The 13,898-nt window shown below is 61.8% G+C and carries 17 protein-coding genes and 2 pseudogenes; 16 read left to right on the top strand and 3 right to left on the bottom strand.

All coding sequences use genetic code 11. From position 1 onward, the window contains the following. Position 1 precedes the first annotated feature (1 nt). The 6 genes from ACNQFN_RS09520 to ACNQFN_RS09495 all read left to right on the top strand — a co-directional run bounded on the left by ACNQFN_RS09520 (position 2) and on the right by ACNQFN_RS09495 (position 5,505). Positions 2-2,794 carry an AAA family ATPase gene (locus ACNQFN_RS09520; protein WP_418648668.1) on the top strand — a complete coding sequence of 931 codons (2,793 nt, stop codon included), beginning with the start codon at positions 2-4 and terminating at the stop codon, positions 2,792-2,794. A 43-nt stretch (positions 2,795-2,837) separates the two neighbouring features. Then, on the top strand, positions 2,838-3,113 hold the full coding sequence (locus ACNQFN_RS09515; RefSeq protein ID WP_068637574.1) for a type II toxin-antitoxin system Phd/YefM family antitoxin: 276 nt from the start codon (positions 2,838-2,840) through the stop codon (positions 3,111-3,113). Continuing rightward, positions 3,100-3,516: a putative toxin-antitoxin system toxin component, PIN family gene (locus ACNQFN_RS09510; RefSeq protein WP_068637572.1), complete on the top strand. Its 417-nt coding sequence runs from the start codon at positions 3,100-3,102 to the stop codon at positions 3,514-3,516. The genes ACNQFN_RS09515 and ACNQFN_RS09510 overlap by 14 nt, the downstream gene beginning before the upstream one ends. 5 nt (positions 3,517-3,521) lie before the next feature. Further along, positions 3,522-4,766 (top strand): DUF2399 domain-containing protein, encoded by a 1,245-nt coding sequence (locus ACNQFN_RS09505; protein ID WP_418648667.1) that lies wholly within the window; start codon positions 3,522-3,524, stop codon positions 4,764-4,766. 146 nt (positions 4,767-4,912) lie between these two features. Further along, positions 4,913-5,107, top strand: a complete 195-nt coding sequence (locus ACNQFN_RS09500) for a type II toxin-antitoxin system VapB family antitoxin (RefSeq protein WP_418648666.1) — start codon at positions 4,913-4,915, stop codon at positions 5,105-5,107. After that, on the top strand, positions 5,104-5,505 hold the full coding sequence (locus ACNQFN_RS09495) for a PIN domain nuclease (protein WP_418648665.1): 402 nt from the start codon (positions 5,104-5,106) through the stop codon (positions 5,503-5,505). Before ACNQFN_RS09500 ends, ACNQFN_RS09495 begins: the two co-directional genes overlap by 4 nt. 40 nt (positions 5,506-5,545) lie before the next feature. Here the strand turns inward: ACNQFN_RS09495 and ACNQFN_RS09490 are convergent. Both ACNQFN_RS09490 and ACNQFN_RS09485 read right to left on the bottom strand, forming a co-directional pair. Then, positions 5,546-6,194: pseudogene (locus ACNQFN_RS09490) on the bottom strand (transposase); the annotation flags it as partial. 648 nt (positions 6,195-6,842) lie between these two features. Continuing rightward, positions 6,843-7,001, bottom strand: a pseudogene (locus tag ACNQFN_RS09485) (IS110 family transposase); the annotation flags it as partial. Between the two features lie 112 nt (positions 7,002-7,113). On the opposite strand from ACNQFN_RS09485, the gene ACNQFN_RS09480 reads away from it, so the two are divergent. The 8 genes from ACNQFN_RS09480 to ACNQFN_RS09445 all read left to right on the top strand — a co-directional run bounded on the left by ACNQFN_RS09480 (position 7,114) and on the right by ACNQFN_RS09445 (position 11,868). Next, complete coding sequence (locus tag ACNQFN_RS09480; protein ID WP_083953633.1) at positions 7,114-7,734, top strand: hypothetical protein; 621 nt, start codon at positions 7,114-7,116, stop codon at positions 7,732-7,734. Positions 7,735-8,075: 341 nt separating this feature from the next. Next, the gene (locus tag ACNQFN_RS09475) at positions 8,076-8,537 is read left to right on the top strand and encodes a hypothetical protein (protein WP_418648664.1); all 462 of its coding nucleotides are present in this window, start codon (positions 8,076-8,078) and stop codon (positions 8,535-8,537) included. A gap of 241 nt (positions 8,538-8,778) precedes the next feature. Then, on the top strand, positions 8,779-9,132 hold the full coding sequence (locus tag ACNQFN_RS09470; RefSeq protein WP_418648909.1) for a GNAT family N-acetyltransferase: 354 nt from the start codon (positions 8,779-8,781) through the stop codon (positions 9,130-9,132). Between the two features lie 36 nt (positions 9,133-9,168). After that, positions 9,169-10,349, top strand: a protein-coding gene (locus tag ACNQFN_RS09465) for an IS3 family transposase (protein ID WP_418648660.1) whose coding sequence is annotated in 2 segments (ribosomal slippage) — positions 9,169-9,421 and positions 9,421-10,349 — 1,182 coding nt in all. Because the reading frame shifts where the segments join, the coding sequence is not laid out codon by codon here. A 10-nt stretch (positions 10,350-10,359) separates the two neighbouring features. Then, positions 10,360-10,539 carry a hypothetical protein gene (locus tag ACNQFN_RS09460; protein WP_418648663.1) on the top strand — a complete coding sequence of 60 codons (180 nt, stop codon included), beginning with the start codon at positions 10,360-10,362 and terminating at the stop codon, positions 10,537-10,539. 123 nt (positions 10,540-10,662) lie between these two features. After that, positions 10,663-11,106, top strand: a complete 444-nt coding sequence (locus ACNQFN_RS09455) for a 5-carboxymethyl-2-hydroxymuconate Delta-isomerase (protein ID WP_418648662.1) — start codon at positions 10,663-10,665, stop codon at positions 11,104-11,106. After that, positions 11,103-11,390 carry a DUF1330 domain-containing protein gene (locus ACNQFN_RS09450; protein WP_068638308.1) on the top strand — a complete coding sequence of 96 codons (288 nt, stop codon included), beginning with the start codon at positions 11,103-11,105 and terminating at the stop codon, positions 11,388-11,390. Before ACNQFN_RS09455 ends, ACNQFN_RS09450 begins: the two co-directional genes overlap by 4 nt. Positions 11,391-11,412: 22 nt before the next feature. Next, entirely contained in the window at positions 11,413-11,868 is a 456-nt protein-coding gene (locus tag ACNQFN_RS09445) for a hypothetical protein (protein WP_418648661.1), read from the top strand. Here the strand turns inward: ACNQFN_RS09445 and ACNQFN_RS09440 are convergent. Continuing rightward, a protein-coding gene (locus tag ACNQFN_RS09440; RefSeq protein WP_418648660.1) for an IS3 family transposase occupies positions 11,847-13,027 on the bottom strand; the annotation gives its coding sequence in 2 pieces (ribosomal slippage) (positions 11,847-12,775 and positions 12,775-13,027; 1,182 coding nt in all). The genes ACNQFN_RS09445 and ACNQFN_RS09440 overlap by 22 nt on opposite strands. A 107-nt stretch (positions 13,028-13,134) precedes the next feature. Here ACNQFN_RS09440 and ACNQFN_RS09435 point away from each other — a divergent pair. Beyond that, the gene (locus ACNQFN_RS09435; RefSeq protein ID WP_418648659.1) at positions 13,135-13,428 is read left to right on the top strand and encodes a hypothetical protein; all 294 of its coding nucleotides are present in this window, start codon (positions 13,135-13,137) and stop codon (positions 13,426-13,428) included. 21 nt (positions 13,429-13,449) lie between these two features. Further along, a complete protein-coding gene (locus tag ACNQFN_RS09430; RefSeq protein ID WP_068638312.1) occupies positions 13,450-13,857 on the top strand; it encodes a GFA family protein in 408 nt (135 codons plus the stop codon). The last annotated feature ends 41 nt before the right edge of the window (positions 13,858-13,898 follow it).

The raw sequence follows: 13,898 nt of genomic DNA, 5'->3' as shown, positions 1-13,898 counted from the left end.
GATGTTTCACATCAAGACCCTGGAACTCGTCCATTGGGACTTCTGGCGCCGCTTCTCGCTGCCGCTGGACGCCCAGATCATCACCATCGTCGGCCCCAACGGCTCGGGCAAGACCACGCTGCTCGACGCCCTGCGCACGCTGTTCGCGCTGCGCTGCTCGGGCAAGCGCGACTTCCGCCGCTATGTGCGCCGCGCCGACCGCAGCTTCGCGTGGATACGCGCCATCGTCGCCAACCTGCCGGGCAGCAGCGGCAAGCGGCCTTTCTTCCCCTGCCTGTCGGACGAAGTCACCCTCGCCTGCCGCATCCGCAAGGCCGGCGGCGACTGGATACGCGACTACACCATCGTCGACGGCAACCAGGACATCGAGGCGCTGGAAGCCAGCAACGACTGGATCGGCCTGCGCGACTACCAGCACCGCCTCGCCTGGGGCGGCCTGACGCCGGCCATCACCAAGGTGCTGGCGCTGGAACAGGGCGACACCGACAAGCTGTGCGAATACTCGCCCAAGGCGCTGCTGGAACTGGTCTTCGACGTGTTCGGCGACAAGGAGGTGCTGGACAACTACCAGGCCGCGCGCGAGGAGCAGAAATCCGCCGAGCGCGAACTCGACGAACTCGGCATCGACCTCGACCGCCTGAAGACCCAGGCCGAGGAAAAGAAGGCCGAAGCCAACCGCTTCCTGGAATGGAAGCAGCTCGCCGACGAAGCTCAGGCCCTGCAGGCCGAGCTCGTGCCGCGCCTGGAAGTGGCCGAACTCGCGCGCGACACCGCCGCCGAGCGCGAGGCGCTGCGCCGCGTCGGCAGCGAACGCACCGACAAGCTGGCCGAACAGCGCGACGCCCGCCTGCGGCTCGACGCCGTGCGCGCCGAACAGGACGCCGGCAAGGCCGAACGCGCGCGCCTGCAGGATGGCGACGCCGCCACCGAACAGGCCTACCTCGCCGCCCACGACCGCGTGCGCGACCTGGAAAAGCTGCTCGCCGAACGCGACACCCTGCGCGCCCAGCTCGCCAGCGAACACGGCGCCGACGCCGTCGCGCTGGAACAGGAACACGAGGAAGCCGATGCCGCCCGCGCCCGCCTGCGCACCAAGGAACGCGAACTCGTCGCCGCCTTCGAGGACAAGACCGAAACCCTGCGCGCCGAGCGCAACCGCAACAGCCCCCCGGGCGACGCCGAAGTCTCCCGCTTCCGCGTCCGCCTCAGCGCCGAAGGCATCGCCCACCGCAGTCTGGCCGAAGTGGTCGAAGTGACCGATCCGGCCTGGCAGGCCGCGCTCGAAGCCATCCTGCGCCCCTACCGCCACCTGATCCTGCTCGAACGCGAAGCCGACCGCCACGCCGCCTGGGCGCTGGGCGAGCGCGAACGCTTCCGCCACTTCATCGTGCCCGAGCGCGAAACCGCGCCGCCGCCGCGGCCGATGAGCCTGGCCGAAGTGGTGGAATTCGACGCCCCGGTGCCGCGCTGGCTGGCCGACCTGCTCAACCGCATCCGCCGCGTCGAAAACGCCGACGCCGCGCGCGAGCTGCCGCGCGAGCAGGAATGGATCACCCGCGACGGCTACCACCGCGAACGCCGCGGCGCCCGCCACCTGGGCCGGCCGCAGGAATTCCACTTCGGCGAACTCGCCCGCCAGTCGCGCATCGCCGCGCTGCAGGACGAAATCACCGCGCTCGACAAGCAGTTGCACGCCCTGCGGCCCAAGCTGGACGAAGCCACCGAGCGCGTCACCGCCCTGCGCCAACGCATGCTCGGCCTGCAATCGGCGCAACTGCTGGCCGCCAATGCCGAACGCTACGCCGCCGCCGAAGCCGAGCTGCCGCAGGCGAAAAAAGCGCTGACCGCCGCCATCGCCGAGCGCGCCGACATGCGCGGCACACTGGACGCGCTGAACGAAAAACTCAGCGGCATCCAGATCGAAGCCGACCGCCGCCAGCGCGAGCTCAAGGCCATCGACCAGCGCCTGGCCGACATCGCCCGCGAACACGGCCCGCGCCGCCGCACCCAGGCCGAGCGCATCCTCGCCCTGCGCCGCCGCCGGCGCGGCATGCCGCCGCACTGGCTCGACAGCGGCGAACTCGCCCTGCTCGCCGAACGCTACGGCGACGCCCGCGGCGCCCGCGCCGAGCTCGACCGCCTGCGCCGCCGCCTCGAAGAAGGCGACTGGATCACCGACCCGGCGGTGCTCGTCGTGCGCGACCGCCTCGCCGCCGACGTCGCCCTGCGCGAACGCGACTACCTCGACCGCCAGGGCTACTGCGCCACCGCGCGCCACCACACCGACAACGCCCGCGCCGCCTACATCGCCAAGCTGCGCGCCACCGTGCGCCAGTACGCCAAAAACCTGAAGGCGCTGGGCGAGCTCGCCAACCTCAGCGTCGACTGCCCCACCCCTCACCTCGACAACGACGACCTGTCGCTGGCCCAGGCCGGGCTGGAAGTGCGCTTCGACTTCGACCGCAAGGGCGCCGTCGGCCTCAACGACGGCGAAGCCTCGGGCGGCCAGCAGGTGATGAAATCCCTGATCCTGCTGATCGCCCTGCTGATGGACGAAGCCCGCCCCGGCGGCTTCGTCTTCATCGACGAACCCTTCGCCCACCTCGACGTCGCCAACATCGACCGCGTCGGCACCTTCCTGCGCGCCACCCGCGCGCAATACCTCATCACGACTCCGGTAACGCACAACGCCAACGTCTTCGCCCCCGCGCAACTGACACTGGTCACGCGCAAGAAACAGCCGGGGGATGATTGGGCGCCACCGATCGGGGTGCTGCAACGGGCAGTCTCGTGATAGGCTTCAAACACCTGAAATAGCCAATTCATGGAGTTCAGCCATGATCACATTTACCTCGGTCGAAGCACAAAACCGCTTTGGCGAACTGATAGACCGCTCGCAGCGCGAACCAGTGCAGGTAACTCGCCGCGGGCGCGTCGTTGCCTACGTCGTTTCCGAGCACGACATGCAGGAAGTACGCGCCCTGCAACAGCGGCGCAACGACGCCGCACACTGGTACGCGCAATACCGGCAAGCCCTCGTCCGGAGCAGCGGCGACACCGCTGCCGGATTGACCGACGACGACATCAACGACCTCGTGCATGAGCTTCGCTAGGCGCATCGTCGTCGATACGGGAGTATTGGTCAGCGCCGCCATCCGGCCGGGCTCGATCCCGGCACTCGCATTGGAAAAGGCCTTTCTCCAATTCGAGATTTGCGTCAGCGACGAAACACTGGCCGAACTGCAAACAGTGCTGTCACGCCCCAAGTTCGACCGTTACACCCCTCCGGCCCAACGCGATGAATTCATCACTGGCTTCACCCGGCATGCGCATCACTTCGAAGTCATCCACGAGGTCAATGACTGCATCGATCCGAAGGACAACAAGTTTCTCGCCCTTGCCGAAACCGCAGAGGCCGAACTGATCGTCGCCAGCGACCCCCATCTCACCAGCCTGCACCCTTGGCATGGAATTCCCATCATGCCGCCAGCAGCCTTTCTCGTCGCCATGCGGTAGATCGAGTGGAAGCGAAAGAACTCACCTGGCTCCCGCCCGACACCCACGGCATCTCCGCCGCCTGGCTCACCGACCCCACCCGCTCCACCTTGCGCGGCAAGCGCCTGCGCTGCGCCTTCAACAGCCCCGCCGCCGCACTGGATACCTGGCCCGCAAGCTGGCGCGAAGTCCTGGCGCTGTGGGTACGCCGTGCCGAAACCGGCAAGCACTACCGCTGCGCCACCCTGCTCGCCCGCGCCAGCGCCGCACGGGCAAACGCCGCGCTGCAGCTCTTCGAACGCCTGCTGGCCGACGGCCTGGCGGAAGTGGAAGAGCGGCGCGATCCGCAACGCGGCTGGCAGGCCCACAGCCTGCGCTTTCTCGACCCCGCTGCGCTGCGCGCAGCCCTCGGCCAGCCTGAGCCGGACGCCGACCAGCTCCGCTGGACCGAACTGCGCAACACTCCGCTGGGCCTGGAAGAACTCGACGCTGCCCGCAGCACGCTGGACGAAAGCCCGCCAGGCATCGCCCTGGCCCGGCTGGAGCTGCTTGTTGCCCTGCAAAACTGGCACGATGCCGGACACCGCAGCGGGCAGGCTACCCGGCGGGATTTCGCCTTCTTCGCCCGTACCGAGACCAAAAAGATCACCGACGCCGAATGGCGCTGGCTGACCGACAACGTCGACCTGGCCGCATTCGGCATCGCCGCCCACGCACCCCTGCTGCTCATCGCCGCAAACCTCAGCCTGGAAAGCGCCACCGGCACGCTGGCGCTGGCCGCCCTGCCCGGCTTTGTCGGCCTGCCGCCCCAGGCCGTGCAGGCCATCACCGCGATCGGCAACCCACCTTCCTGCTGGCGCCTGGTGGAAAACCGCAGCGCCTTCGAAAAGGCCGCCGCAGCCCGACCCCCGGACGAAGCCGTACTGTGGCTGCCCGGCTACCCGCCCGGCTGGTGGCGCGACGCCGTCGCCCATCTGCTGCGCCTCGCCCCCGCACCCGCCGCCATCGCCTGCGACCCCGATCCGAACGGTATCGCCATCGCCGTGCAGGCCGGTGCCCTGTGGGAAAAGGCCGGCCAGAAATGGGCGCCGTGGCGCATGGATGCCACCGACCTGAACCGGCTTTCCCACCGCCGCCCGCTCACCGAGCGCGACCGCGGCCTGCTCGAACAACTACAGCAGCAAGCCCTGCCATCCACACTCGCCGAACTTGCTGCAGCCATGCTGGACATGGGTGAAAAGGGCGAGCAGGAAAGCCTGTTCTGGCAGTAAGCGACGCTTGAAACGCGGTTCTGCGGAACCGATGCCCAGGATGCAGGCATGACAGGCTGATGGCTGACTGTCGGATCGAATCGCCGGATTGCCAAGCCTCTCACCTGGAGCTACGATGTGTATGTTGAGAATGGGAAATACACATCATGCGTACCAACATCGTGATTGACGACACGCTCATGAACGAAACACTGCGCGCAACGGGATTGAAGACCAAGCGTGAAGCAGTCGAGCTTGGCCTTCGGACACTCCTTCGCCTCCGGCAACAGGAAGAAATTCGCCGATTGCGCGGCAAGCTGAACTGGCAGGGAGACCTCGATGCGATGAGGTCCGACAAATGATTCTGGTCGATTCCAGCGTCTGGATCGACTACTTCCGTGGAAACGCGACACCACAAGCCGAAAAACTGGACTCGCTGCTTGGCGTGGAGCCAATTGCAATAGGTGACTTGATCCTGGCCGAAGTGCTGCAAGGCTTCACCGCCGAACGCGACTTCAACCAGGCCAGAACACTGATGGCCTCATTGGTCATCGTTGACCTGTGCGGGCGGGACATTGCCATCCAGGCCGCCAGAAACTTCCGCTCGTTGCGGACGCTGGGCGTGACGGTGAGGAAAACGATCGATACCGTGATTGCCACCCACTGCATCGAAAATGGCCTGCCCTTGCTATATGGCGACAGGGATTTCGATCCGTTCGTCACGCATCTGGGCCTCCAGTCCGCGCTTGCTGCAAGCTGACCGGCAAGGACTGCTCCAGCACCTCCCGGTACAGGAACAGGATTGCAGCCACCGCCTTCCAGTAGCCTCGCCGTTGCTGCAAAGCCATCGCCCAGCGACTCAGTTTGTCGGTTTTTTCCTGGCCGCAGCCAACACGGCCCGGGCGCCCATGACCAGCAGACTGCGCAGATACGCGTCCCCCGCCTTGGTGATGCGGCCCAATCGGGCCTTGCCGCCCGAGCTGTACTGGCCGGGCACCAGGCCGAGCCAGGCGGCGAACTGCCGACCGCAGTCGAAGTCATGACCGTTGCCGATCATGGCGACCAGGCAGGTAGCACCATCAGGTGCGATTGCTGATCGAGCGTCTTGATCGGCACGAAACGCATGTGGGGCCGCTGCACTGCCTCGCAGATCGCAGCGGCGTCGGCCGCATCGTTCTTGCTGCGTCGCCCGCTCATGCGGTAGGGCGTGACGAACTTCGGTGCGATCAGGCGAACGGTATGACCCGAAGCCTGGAACAGCCGTGCCCAGTGATGCGCACCCGAGCACGCTTCCATGCCGATCACGCACGGCGGCAGGCTTGCGATCAGCTCATGCAGCTTCTCGCGCGGCACTGCCGGGCGTACCAGCTCGGCGCGGCCGGCTTCGTTGACGCCATGCACGGCAAACACGTTCTTGGCGAGATCGATCCCAACGGTCACAATGCTCATGGACTTCCCCTTTCGGACGGATTGATGAGACTTCGCACTTCCCATCGTGGCACTCAGGTACCGATCACCGCAATGCGGTCAGGTCGGGACGGGGAAGTCCCTTTCATTCGTTGGGCCGCTCATGCTTGAAGCTCTCGCCCAGATCATTCTTGTCGGCATCTTCTACTGGCCAGGTTGGGTTGTGCTTCGCGCGGTTACTCTCGGCCGTTACCCGCCCAAGAAGGGCACTAAACACGATCCCGAGTTTGTGGCTGTTGTGGGGCTAGCGTTCTTCATCGCAATTCTCATAGCCATCTATTCGTAACTATGCCCTTGCTTGAAGCAGTTGCCATTTCGCTCGGAGAACTCGCTGGTTATATGGCTACCCGGTGCGCCTGCATTGGCCGTCGTCCTTCGTCAGTGCGCCGTGGCCGCCGTCTCGCCAGCGCCAACTTTCATGCCTGGGCTGTTGCAGGCAGTAGCCCAACCCATCCCCAAGGGACTTCCCGTCAACTGTTTTCTGCAGACAGCAGCCGTTGATCATGCACCCATCTTCTTCTCCTGCTGATCACGCCCGGACGTGACCGATTCTGGACTGCCGGCATCGCGCCGGACAAGGACAGAACAGACTGTCCTTTCCCCAATCGGCCTTATTCGGCACGTGCTCCCTTTCATGCTGATCACACACGGCGGCAAGCTTGCGATCAGTTCGCGCAGCTTTTCACGCGGCACCGCCGGGCGTACCAACTCGACGCAACCGGCTTCATCGATGCCATGCACGGCAAACACGTTCTTGGCGAGATCGACTCCAACGGTCATAATGCTCATGGACTTCCCCTTTCGGACCGATTGATGAGAGTTCGCACTTCCCATCGTGACACTCAGGTGCCGATTGCCGCAATGCGGTCAGGCCGGGACGGGGAAGTCCTTTTCATTCGTTATGCATCGGAGTAATCATCGTGGCCAACCGTATCTTTACTCAACCAATGTCATTCCCGGGCCAAGCGCCAAGGCCAACGACAGAAAACTGATTGGCATCTCGGAATGGAACTACGACATACCAATCGTTTTCAAGCTTCTCCTCTCTGGCAACCCAAAGACATGTCCATCTTCGATTTGGGACAACCCGGAGGAAATTGCTCTAATAGGTGACTACGCTTCCGGCGTCAAGAACCTCGAAGGATTCTTGTCGAAAGTAGCGCTTCCATCGGCTCAGGACTTGATTGCCGAATCCATCGATTTCTTGAACAAACCAGACAACCAGAACCAATACTTCGTGTTGGAGTGCGGTGAGATTTTCGATATGAGTGAGATACCACTTCTTGAGCAGAATCTGGCACTCCTTGAGCAGATAAGAAATTTACAACCTGAAGCGGAACAGGCGCTGCAATCCTTGGTGCCACCTCCCGTTGTGCCGCCTAAACCAGTTGGTTTCTTTTCTAAGCTGCTGGGCCGTGCACCCGAATCACAGACGCCAGCGCAAGATCCGATGAAGCCGATCTATGCCCTCGGGCTTGGAAACTGGTCAAACATCCTGTACTTCGACTTTACCAATGCATAACAAGCCCAACGACCGGGCCGTTAAAATGCTACGCTTTTTGCAAACACCCGCTTCTTGCGCCTCTTCGGTATGAACATCACATGGTGCTTGCAGTCCCATCCCGTGGGACTCAGGCTCTGGTACTCTTTCATCGTGAATCTCCTTCTCTTGGCAGAGATCAGAAATTCACGCCGACCGCCGTAAAGGTCAAACCTTGGTGAGTCCCTCGTCACAGTCGGGGGCTTACCTCTATAAGTCAATCTTGGCACCGAACAGGCCAGCGGCGGAAGTGGGAAGTCCCTTTGTAGTCATTCAAGCCGACGCCGCTTCGCGGCGCGGCTTAATTCATTCGTTAACGCCCTATGAAAGTCGATCAGCAAGCCCGAGCAGTACTAGCCGAATCAACCCGGTGGCTCATTGGTGCCCGCATCACCAACTATCAGTTCGACGATTCGGTGCCAGAATCGGACGACCCGGCAGTACGGGAGATCTACAATCAGTTCTTGTGGCTGCTCTACTGCGATCTCCGGGAGCATCGCTTGATAGGCACTGACAAGCTATCGCAAGCGCAAAGAGTCACGGCAGTCCGCTGCGTACTCTTCCTCAAGTCAGGTCTTCCCTACTTATGGCCGCCACTCTCTCGCGGCCAATCAGCACTTCTCACACTCGGCAATTTACTGACTTTTGGCTTGGCTGGACGTATCTACTTCCGCCGCCTCAGCTCTGCCGGCGACATGGACTACTGGCCGTTCTTGTCTCAGTCGCAGTACGCTGCCGCACTCGGTGCGCCCGTGTATTTGTCCGAGGCGGGAGCTAAAAATTAATTCATTCAAGCCGGCGCGACCTCGCGACGCGACTTCATTCATTCGTTAGACGCCCCCAAATGCCACATCGAACCTTCCTTCTAAAATGTACATCCGACACTCGCTTCCAAACTACCTGGCTGCGGGCTATCGTATTATCCGGGAGAGAGAACTCAAGAATTCGATGCCGTTGCGGACATAGCGAGATCTTTATGAGGTCAAGGTGTGGCATCTGACTCCATCCTTAGGCAACAGAACAAATATGTCACTACTGATTCGAGAAGTTTCAACAACAGATGTGCCTATGGAACTGCTACTGCTTTCCGACCCTTCGGAAGACAAGGTTCGCTCCTACCTTCCAAGGTCGAGGTGCTTCATTGCTTCAAGTGGTGGGGTGCTTGTTGGCGCATGTGTGGTCCAGGAACTTGGTGCAGGCGCACATGAGCTGATGAGCATCGCCATACGACCAGCCCATCAGAAATCCGGCTACGGCACAGCGCTCCTAAAATGGGTCATTGACTTCTTTCGTGGATCTGGCGCAAGTCAAATGGAGGTGGGCACCGGTTCGTTTGGCTATCAACTTGAGCTGCCCCACGAATTTCGTCTTCCAGCGTAGTCGTCGTAGGATCGACACAACGAGAGGAAGAACGACGTGAAGCGCATCCCGAAACAGGAATACACGGCTGAGTTCAAGGAGCAGGCCGTCAAGCGAACTGACGAGGTCGGCAGCATCGGCCGTGTTGCCGAGGAACTGGGGTTGGTTGAGCAGACGCTGCGCAACTGGGTCAAGGCGGCGAAGGCGGGCAAGCTGAATCCGGCCGGCGCCAAGCAGATCACTGCCGAGCAGATGGAGCTGTCGCGGTTGCGCGCTCAGGTCGCGCGGCTCGAGATGGAGCTGGAGATCACAAAAAAAGCGGCGGCATATTTCGCGAAGGATCTGCTGTGAAATATGCCTGGATCGAGACGCAGCGCAGATCCTTTCCGTTGCCTGTGCTGTGCGAGGCCTTATCGGTGAGCCAGAGCGGCTTTCGGGCTTGGCGGGGCGGCGGAACGCCGGACCGCAAGCGACTGACCGATGCGCAGGCCCTGGTGCTGATCCGCACGGTTCATCAGGAGGTCCGGCAGGCCTACGGGGCACGACGCATCCACGCCGAGTTGCGTGGGCGTGGCTACCGGATCGGCTTGCCGCGCATCGAGCGATTGATGCGCGAGAACGGCATCCGGGCACGGCACAAGCGGCGCTACAAGGCGACGACCGACTCCAGGCATCGCCTGCCGGTGGCCGACAATGTGCTCGAGCGCCAGTTCGCGCCTGAGGCGCCCAATCGCGTCTGGACAGGCGACATCACCTATATCGCCACCGCCGAGGGTTGGCTGTACCTGGCGGTGGTGATCGACCTGTTCAACCGCGAAGTGATCGGCTGGTCCATCAAACCACGGATGACGACCGACTTGGTGATCGATGCGTTGTCGATGGCATGGTTTCGCCGGCGGCCAGGACCGGGCGTGCTGTTCCACTCCGACCGGGGAAGTCAGTACGCCAGCCAGGCTTACCAGGCCCGCCTGGCCACGTACGCCATGCGCGGATCAATGTCGCGCAAGGGTAACTGCTGGGACAACGCACCGACTGAGAGCTTCTTCAACAGCCTCAAGAATGAGCGGGTGCATGGCGTGAGCTACGCGACCCGAAACGAGGCCATGAGCGATCTGTTCCAATACATCGCCGTGTTCTACAACCGGAGCCGCCGCCACTCCAGCCTGGGATATCTGTCGCCGACCACGTTCTTGCAGAACTGGATCGAGAGACAGAATCAGCAAAAAATGGCAGCATGAGGACGGTCAGTTGGAAGGCGGAAAACGTAGGGCACCTCAACTTGCCTTCTACCAGAGGCATGGTTTCCGGGTTACCGCCATTGACCGTGACTTCTTCGTCAACAACTATCCTGAGCCGATATTCGATGGCGGCATCCAGCTCTTTGACATGTTGCGTCTCACGCTGAAGTATCCCGCCGCTGTTGCCTGACAATTCCCAGGGGACTTCCCGTCAACTGTTTTTTCTGCGGACTGCGGCCGTTGATCATGCATCCATCTTCTTCTCCCGCTGACCACATCCAGGCGTGAGCGGTTCTCGGCTGCCGGCATCACGATGGGCAGGGACAGAACAAACTGGTGTCAGCCGATAGCAACACTTCACTTTATTAAATCCACTATGCCACACCTTACCCTTGAATACACCGACAGCCTTCCTCAGTTCAATGCTGGCGAAACATTAGCCGCGCTCAACAAGTCTCTTGTCGCATCAGGCCATTTCGATGAAATTGATGTCAAGAGCCGTGCCATTCGACTCACCACCTACCTTGTCGGCACGTCCACCGATAGCCACGCATTTATTCATGCCAAGCTCGCTATCTTGAGTGGTCGATCAATTCAAATCAGGCAAGCACTTTCGGAAAGCTTGCTCCACGCGTTGCAGGCAAGCAGTTCAAAGTACACAGATACTCATCTTCAAATTTGCGTCGAAGTTCAAGAGATTGAGCGTGAAACTTACTCCAAGTCGACATCCCCCAATACAGCAAAGGAAGAAACATGACAGCATATGTCATTGGCCACATCACCGTGAAAGATGCGGATAAATGGGCCGAATACCGGAGCCAGGTGCCGGAAACGCTTGCTCCCTGGGGGGCCGAGCTGGTGCTCCGTGGAACACGGATGGCGGTACTGAGTGGGCGGCACAGCCACTCGGATACGGTCGTCATACGCTTTCCGGATTCGGAGTCCGTAGCCAAATGGTACAACTCGGCCGCTTATCAAAAACTCATTCCTTTGCGCACGCAGGCAGCGGACGTCGACCTGATCAGCTATGAGGGAGCGTGATAACTTGCTTGCCAATGTTGTCATGACGCTGTTTGCGCGCTACGACGGCGAGCTGATGAGATCACCTCCCGCAACCGAACCGGGCTCGAAGCGGCTTGGGCCGCTGGATGCGGCGCAGCAGCGTGCGTGGGCGGCCCTCGAATCCTGGCGCCGGGCCGGCGTGGGGGATGGACGGTCGCCTTTCTGGCGTCCTCGGCAGTTGCCCGATGTGCCGGAGCGCTTCAGCCTGGCAGCCATGGTGGGAGGAAACAGCGCTGGCAGATCACATCTGGCCGAAACCTTTGCGCTTCATCTCGACCGCAATGATGAACTCGCCGCGCTGTCTGCCGATTCAAGGCTGAAGGGCTGGTGCCTCAAACTGGCCGTGAAATGGCACGAGCTGTGGTGGTGGCGAAAACGACACCCGCGCCAGCCCTGTGAGGTGCCCTACGTTTTCCGCCTTCCAACTGACCGTCCTCATGCTGCCATTTTTTGCTGATTCTGTCTCTCGATCCAGTTCTGCAAGAACGTGGTCGGCGACAGATATCCCAGGCTGGAGTGGCGGCGGCTCCGGTTGTAGAACACGGCGATGTATTGGAACAGATCGCTCATGGCCTCGTTTCGGGTCGCGTAGCTCACGCCATGCACCCGCTCATTCTTGAGGCTGTTGAAGAAGCTCTCAGTCGGTGCGTTGTCCCAGCAGTTACCCTTGCGCGACATTGATCCGCGCATGGCGTACGTGGCCAGGCGGGCCTGGTAAGCCTGGCTGGCGTACTGACTTCCCCGGTCGGAGTGGAACAGCACGCCCGGTCCTGGCCGCCGGCGAAACCATGCCATCGACAACGCATCGATCACCAAGTCGGTCGTCATCCGTGGTTTGATGGACCAGCCGATCACTTCGCGGTTGAACAGGTCGATCACCACCGCCAGGTACAGCCAACCCTCGGCGGTGGCGATATAGGTGATGTCGCCTGTCCAGACGCGATTGGGCGCCTCAGGCGCGAACTGGCGCTCGAGCACATTGTCGGCCACCGGCAGGCGATGCCTGGAGTCGGTCGTCGCCTTGTAGCGCCGCTTGTGCCGTGCCCGGATGCCGTTCTCGCGCATCAATCGCTCGATGCGCGGCAAGCCGATCCGGTAGCCACGCCCACGCAACTCGGCGTGGATGCGTCGTGCCCCGTAGGCCTGCCGGACCTCCTGATGAACCGTGCGGATCAGCACCAGGGCCTGCGCATCGGTCAGTCGCTTGCGGTCCGGCGTTCCGCCGCCCCGCCAAGCCCGAAAGCCGCTCTGGCTCACCGATAAGGCCTCGCACAGCACAGGCAACGGAAAGGATCTGCGCTGCGTCTCGATCCAGGCATATTTCACAGCAGATCCTTCGCGAAATATGCCGCCGCTTTTTTTGTGATCTCCAGCTCCATCTCGAGCCGCGCGACCTGAGCGCGCAACCGCGACAGCTCCATCTGCTCGGCAGTGATCTGCTTGGCGCCGGCCGGATTCAGCTTGCCCGCCTTCGCCGCCTTGACCCAGTTGCGCAGCGTCTGCTCAACCAACCCCAGTTCCTCGGCAACACGGCCGATGCTGCCGACCTCGTCAGTTCGCTTGACGGCCTGCTCCTTGAACTCAGCCGTGTATTCCTGTTTCGGGATGCGCTTCACGTCGTTCTTCCTCTCGTTGTGTCGATCCTACGACGACTACGCTGGAAGACGAAATTCGTGGGGCAGCTCACTGGGACTGCGGCTATCTGCTGGAACATCCCGCGGCAATGGCCCGGCTGGCACACTTCAGGCCACGCCGGCCCACGCTGATCATCGCCGACGAGTTGCGCGACGGCAGCCTTGAACAGGTATTGCAGGCACTCGGTACAGCGAAAGCGGATTTCCGCCATCCTGTTCGCTTGCTCGTGATCGATGCCGCCTTGCCCGGCATGCTGGAACTGCGTTTCGACACCGATGCCCAACGATGGCATACGCCCGTGCATGATTTGGGCCAGGTGTCGGTGATCGCCCTTTCCGGCACACAGATGGCTGACAATGGCGAACGAAGTCCGCCCCCATAGCAGAACGTCAAGGAGATTGCCATGAAAGGTTCGTGCCTGTGCGGCTCCATCGAAGTCTCGGCGAGCGACCATGCTGAAGTCGGGCTTTGCCATTGCTCCATGTGCAGGCGCTGGTCGGGCGGCCCGATGTTCGCCGTCCACTGTGGAGCCGAGGTGCAGTTCAGCGGCGGCATGCCTTCCACCTATCGTTCATCCGATTGGGCCGAACGCGGCTTTTGCCCCACATGCGGTACGCACTTGTTCTACCATCTGCTGCCGAGCAACGAATACATCCTTCCAGCTGGGCTTTTCCAGGACGCGCAATTCCGGCTCACCAATGAAATCTTCATCGACGAGAAGCCACCGTTCTACGATTTCAGCAACGAAACGCACAAGCTCACCGGCCAGCAGGTATTCGAGCAGTTCATGCCAGATGACAAAGAAAGCTGAAGCAAACTTTGCAAGGCTCTTCCCGACGCACGGCACGCATG

It is taken from the genome of Thauera butanivorans (genome assembly GCF_048398245.1).
Lineage (GTDB): Bacteria > Pseudomonadota > Gammaproteobacteria > Burkholderiales > Rhodocyclaceae > Thauera > Thauera butanivorans.
Note: the sequence above shows the minus strand (reverse complement) of the source record. Positions and strands in the feature narration are given on the sequence as shown.

Excerpts from the sequence above, each read along its gene's own strand:
- ACNQFN_RS09470 (WP_418648909.1), top strand. The coding sequence starts at position 8,779 with ATGTCACTACTGATTCGAGAAGTTTCAACAACAGATGTGCCTATGGAA.
- ACNQFN_RS09495 (WP_418648665.1), top strand. The coding sequence starts at position 5,104 with ATGATTCTGGTCGATTCCAGCGTCTGGATCGACTACTTCCGTGGAAAC.
- ACNQFN_RS09510 (WP_068637572.1), top strand. The coding sequence starts at position 3,100 with ATGAGCTTCGCTAGGCGCATCGTCGTCGATACGGGAGTATTGGTCAGC.
- ACNQFN_RS09455 (WP_418648662.1), top strand. The coding sequence starts at position 10,663 with ATGGGCAGGGACAGAACAAACTGGTGTCAGCCGATAGCAACACTTCAC.
- ACNQFN_RS09515 (WP_068637574.1), top strand. The coding sequence starts at position 2,838 with ATGATCACATTTACCTCGGTCGAAGCACAAAACCGCTTTGGCGAACTG.
- ACNQFN_RS09475 (WP_418648664.1), top strand. The coding sequence starts at position 8,076 with ATGAAAGTCGATCAGCAAGCCCGAGCAGTACTAGCCGAATCAACCCGG.
- ACNQFN_RS09450 (WP_068638308.1), top strand. The coding sequence starts at position 11,103 with ATGACAGCATATGTCATTGGCCACATCACCGTGAAAGATGCGGATAAA.
- ACNQFN_RS09520 (WP_418648668.1), top strand. The coding sequence starts at position 2 with ATGTTTCACATCAAGACCCTGGAACTCGTCCATTGGGACTTCTGGCGC.
- ACNQFN_RS09480 (WP_083953633.1), top strand. The coding sequence starts at position 7,114 with ATGCATCGGAGTAATCATCGTGGCCAACCGTATCTTTACTCAACCAAT.
- ACNQFN_RS09500 (WP_418648666.1), top strand. The coding sequence starts at position 4,913 with ATGCGTACCAACATCGTGATTGACGACACGCTCATGAACGAAACACTG.
- ACNQFN_RS09445 (WP_418648661.1), top strand. The coding sequence starts at position 11,413 with ATGACGCTGTTTGCGCGCTACGACGGCGAGCTGATGAGATCACCTCCC.
- ACNQFN_RS09430 (WP_068638312.1), top strand. The coding sequence starts at position 13,450 with ATGAAAGGTTCGTGCCTGTGCGGCTCCATCGAAGTCTCGGCGAGCGAC.
- ACNQFN_RS09435 (WP_418648659.1), top strand. The coding sequence starts at position 13,135 with ATGGCCCGGCTGGCACACTTCAGGCCACGCCGGCCCACGCTGATCATC.